This is a genomic window from Microbacterium sp. Kw_RZR3 (assembly GCF_029222405.1).
Lineage (GTDB): Bacteria > Actinomycetota > Actinomycetes > Actinomycetales > Microbacteriaceae > Microbacterium.
In genome coordinates this window covers 1-3,527 of record NZ_JARHXC010000066.1, presented here as the reverse complement: position 1 = coordinate 3,527, position 3,527 = coordinate 1, and the positions used below count along the sequence as shown (strand labels likewise).

The following is a 3,527-nucleotide window of genomic DNA, read 5'->3' as shown; positions in this document are numbered from 1 at the left end:
CGACCCCGATCCCGAGCGCAACGCCGCGCTCCCCACCACGGAGGTGTCTCGATGACCATGACCGTTTCCTCGCGCCCCGACTTCCTGGCATCCGTCGATCCGACCGGCATCCCGCTCGAGAGCCTGCGTGCGCTGCAGCTCGAGCGGCTGCGGTGGACGGTCCGGCACGCGTACGAGAACGTCGCGCTCTACCGGCAGAAGTTCGACGAGGCCGGTGTTGGGCCTGACGACATCCGCAGCCTCGACGACATCCGGCTGCTGCCCTTCACGACGAAAGCCGACCTGCGCGAGACCTACCCCTTCGGCATGTTCGCCGTCCCGATGCCCGACGTCCGCCGCATCCACGCTTCCTCCGGGACCACCGGTCGTCCCACCGTCGTGGGATACACCGCCGGAGACCTCGACCGGTGGGCCGACCTCGTCGCCCGCTCGCTGAGCGCAGCCGGCATCCGCGCGGGGGACCGCGTGCACAACGCGTACGGCTACGGCCTGTTCACCGGCGGCCTCGGCGCCCACGCCGGCATTGAGCGCCTCGGCGCGACGGTCATTCCCCTGTCGGGCGGGCAGACCGCGCGGCAGGCGCAGCTCATCCAGGACTTCGCGCCGGATGCCATCCTCTGCACGCCGAGCTACCTCCTCACAATCGCCGACGCGCTCGAAGCCGCCGGCGTCGATCCGCGGGCGACGTCGCTGAAGGTCGCCGTGCTGGGAGCCGAGCCGTGGACCAACGAGATGCGCCGCGAGATCGAGCGCCGCCTCGACATCGTCGCCGTCGACATCTACGGCCTGAGCGAGGTGATGGGTCCGGGCGTGGCATCCGAGAGCGCCCTCACCAAGGACGGTCCGCACATCTGGGAGGACCACTTCCTCCCCGAGACGATCGACGGCGAGACCGGCGCCCCTGTCGCGGACGGCGAACTCGGAGAACTGGTCTTCACCTCCCTGACGAAGGAGGCGTTCCCGGTGATCCGCTACCGCACCCGCGACCTCACCCGGCTGCAGCCCGGCACGGCATTCCCGTCGATGCGGCGCATCGAGAAGATCACCGGCCGCAACGATGACATGATCATCCTTCGCGGCGTGAACCTCTTCCCGACGCAGATCGAGGAGATCGTGCTCGGTATCGAGACCCTCACCCCGCACTTCGTCCTCGAGCTGCGTCGCGAGGGACGAATGGATGCCATGACCGTCCGCATCGAGAGGCACCCCGCCCTGGAACGAGAGGTGTGCGAGGCGGCGGGCGTCGTGCTGCAGCAGCGCATCAAAGTGCACATCGGGACGAGCGTCGACGTCCGTGTCGAGGAGCCCGGCGCGCTCCCGCGCAGCGAGGGCAAGTACAAGCGCGTATACGACCTGCGCTGACGCTCCTCATGCTCACGCATGACCTCTCCCGGCGTGCGTATGGCGCAAGTCAGCGGGGCTGGCGGCGGCCGCGGTCAGGCCGGGCGCGCGAGGGGAGTGTCGTCGAGGCCGTCGATCAGGTCGCGGAGGCTGTCGAACACGTCCGCGGCCCCTGCATCCCGCAGTTCCTCGGGCGAGAACCCGCCGGTGCGCACCGCGACGGTGGGGATGTCCGCGCGCGCTGCGGCGATGGCATCCCACGGGGAATCACCGATCATCACGCCGCTCGATCCGGGCACCCTCTCCAGCGCTGTCTGCACGAGGTCGGGCGCGGGTTTGCTGGCCTCGACGTCGTCGGACGAGGTCCATGCGTCGGCGAGACCGCGCGCATCGACGAGGTCGAGGAAGTGCTCGACGTGCTCGCTCTTGCCGGAGCTGGCGAGCACGACCTGGAAGCCTCGCCGCTTCACCTCGGCGAGAAGGTCGTGCGCCCCGTCGAACGGCTGCACCTCGTCGATCATCGGCTCGAACTCCTCGGTCCACGCCTCGCGCAGGGCGTCGCCGTGGCGCTCCTCGACCTCGTCGCTCGTGAGGGAGGGGACGAGCTGATCTCCGCCCATCCCGATCGAGCGATGGATGCGCCAGATGGGCAGAACGATGTCGAAGCGCAGGAACGCGCGGTACCACGCGAGGGCGTGCTGGTAGTTCGTGTCGACGAGGGTGCCGTCGACGTCGAAGATCGCGGTGTCTGCCATGCCCCCACTTCACCCGTCCGCGCGGGAATCCGCAGCACCGTTGCGGCACCCCGCGCCCTCGGGTACAGTTTTACTGAACGATCGGTCTGTAAAGGAGTCGACGATGACCATGACCGCACCCACCCCGGATGCCCTGGATGGCGAGGCGATGTTCGACGCGCTCATCGAGGCCGACGGCCGCATCGAACCGCGCGACTGGATGCCGGACGGCTACCGCCGCACCCTGATCCGCCAGATCTCCCAGCACGCGCACTCCGAGATCATCGGCATGCAGCCGGAGGGGGCGTGGATCACGCGCGCGCCGAGCCTCAAGCGCAAGTCGATCCTGCTCGCGAAGGTGCAGGACGAAGCAGGGCACGGCCTCTACCTCTACTCCGCCGCGCAGACCCTCGGCATCACGCGCGACGAGATGACGCAGCAGCTCGTCGACGGCAAGGCCCGCTACTCGTCGATCTTCAACTACCCCACCCCGACCTGGGCCGACATGGGCGCGATCGGCTGGCTCGTCGACGGTGCCGCGATCTGCAACCAGGTGCCGCTGTGCCGCGCCTCATACGGGCCCTACGGTCGCGCGATGGTGCGCATCTGCAAAGAGGAGTCGTTCCACCAGCGCCAGGGGTTCGAGATCCTGCTCACCCTCATGCAGGGAACCGACGCGCAGCGCGAGATGGCTCAGGATGCCGTGAACCGCTGGTACTGGCCGAGCTTGATGATGTTCGGGCCCCCGGATGACGACTCGCCCAACTCGGCGCAGTCGACGGCGTGGAACATCAAGCGCTTCAGCAACGACGTGCTCCGCCAGCGCTTCGTCTCGATGCTCGTGCCGCAGGCCGCTGTGCTCGGCGTGACGCTGCCCGACCCCGACCTGCGCTTCAACGAGGAGACGGGTCAGTACGACATGGGCGAGATCGACTGGAGCGAGTTCCACGAGGTGCTCGCCGGGCGTGGACCGCTCAACACGATGCGGCGTCAGCACCGTCGCGACGCGCACGAAGAGGGCGCCTGGGTGCGGGAGGCCGCTGCGGCCTATGCCGCGAAGAAGAGCGCCGCCCGCACAGAGACGGCCGCTGCCTGATGGCCACCCCCGGCGGCAGCCCCGCCGAGACCTGGCCCCTGTGGGAGGTGTTCGTGCGCGCGAACCGCGGTCTGAGCCACGTGCACGTCGGCTCGCTGCACGCCCCCGACGCCGAGCTCGCCGTGCGCAACGCGCGCGACCTCTACACCCGTCGGGGCGAGGGCGTCTCGGTGTGGGTCGTGCCTTCGGATGCCGTGACGACGAGCGATCCGGGAGCGAAGGGCGCGTTCTTCGAGTCGCCGGCGGGAAAGAACTACCGTCACGCGGTGTACTACACCGCCTCCGAGGGGGTGCCGCACCTGTGAGCACCTCGACCGATCACGAGTCCCGGTCCCTTCGACAGGCTCAGGGACCTG

Annotated in this window: 4 protein-coding genes; 3 read left to right on the top strand and 1 reads right to left on the bottom strand. The window is 69.1% G+C overall.

Features of this window, described 5'->3' with window-relative positions; genetic code table 11:
- Positions 1 to 57 precede the first annotated feature (57 nt).
- Positions 58 to 1,362: a phenylacetate--CoA ligase PaaK gene (gene paaK / locus P2P98_RS03520; RefSeq protein ID WP_275797283.1), complete on the top strand. Its 1,305-nt coding sequence runs from the start codon at positions 58 to 60 to the stop codon at positions 1,360 to 1,362.
- A gap of 74 nt (positions 1,363 to 1,436) precedes the next feature.
- On the opposite strand, the gene P2P98_RS03515 is transcribed toward paaK, so the two are convergent.
- Complete coding sequence (locus P2P98_RS03515; RefSeq protein WP_275797281.1) at positions 1,437 to 2,096, bottom strand: HAD family hydrolase; 660 nt, start codon at positions 2,094 to 2,096, stop codon at positions 1,437 to 1,439.
- A 103-nt stretch (positions 2,097 to 2,199) separates the two neighbouring features.
- Between P2P98_RS03515 and paaA the strand changes: the two genes are divergently transcribed.
- Positions 2,200 to 3,171, top strand: coding sequence for a 1,2-phenylacetyl-CoA epoxidase subunit PaaA (paaA, locus tag P2P98_RS03510; RefSeq protein WP_275797279.1), 972 nt, complete (start codon positions 2,200 to 2,202; stop codon positions 3,169 to 3,171).
- Positions 3,171 to 3,476, top strand: coding sequence for a 1,2-phenylacetyl-CoA epoxidase subunit PaaB (gene paaB / locus P2P98_RS03505; RefSeq protein WP_055838158.1), 306 nt, complete (start codon positions 3,171 to 3,173; stop codon positions 3,474 to 3,476). The genes paaA and paaB overlap by 1 nt, the downstream gene beginning before the upstream one ends.
- Positions 3,477 to 3,527 lie beyond the last annotated feature (51 nt).

Bases quoted from the DNA above. Each gene is read 5' to 3' on its own strand.
- paaA (WP_275797279.1), top strand. From the start codon at position 2,200: ATGACCATGACCGCACCCACCCCGGATGCCCTGGATGGCGAGGCGATG.
- P2P98_RS03515 (WP_275797281.1), bottom strand. From the start codon at position 2,096: ATGGCAGACACCGCGATCTTCGACGTCGACGGCACCCTCGTCGACACG.
- paaB (WP_055838158.1), top strand. From the start codon at position 3,171: ATGGCCACCCCCGGCGGCAGCCCCGCCGAGACCTGGCCCCTGTGGGAG.
- paaK (WP_275797283.1), top strand. From the start codon at position 58: ATGACCGTTTCCTCGCGCCCCGACTTCCTGGCATCCGTCGATCCGACC.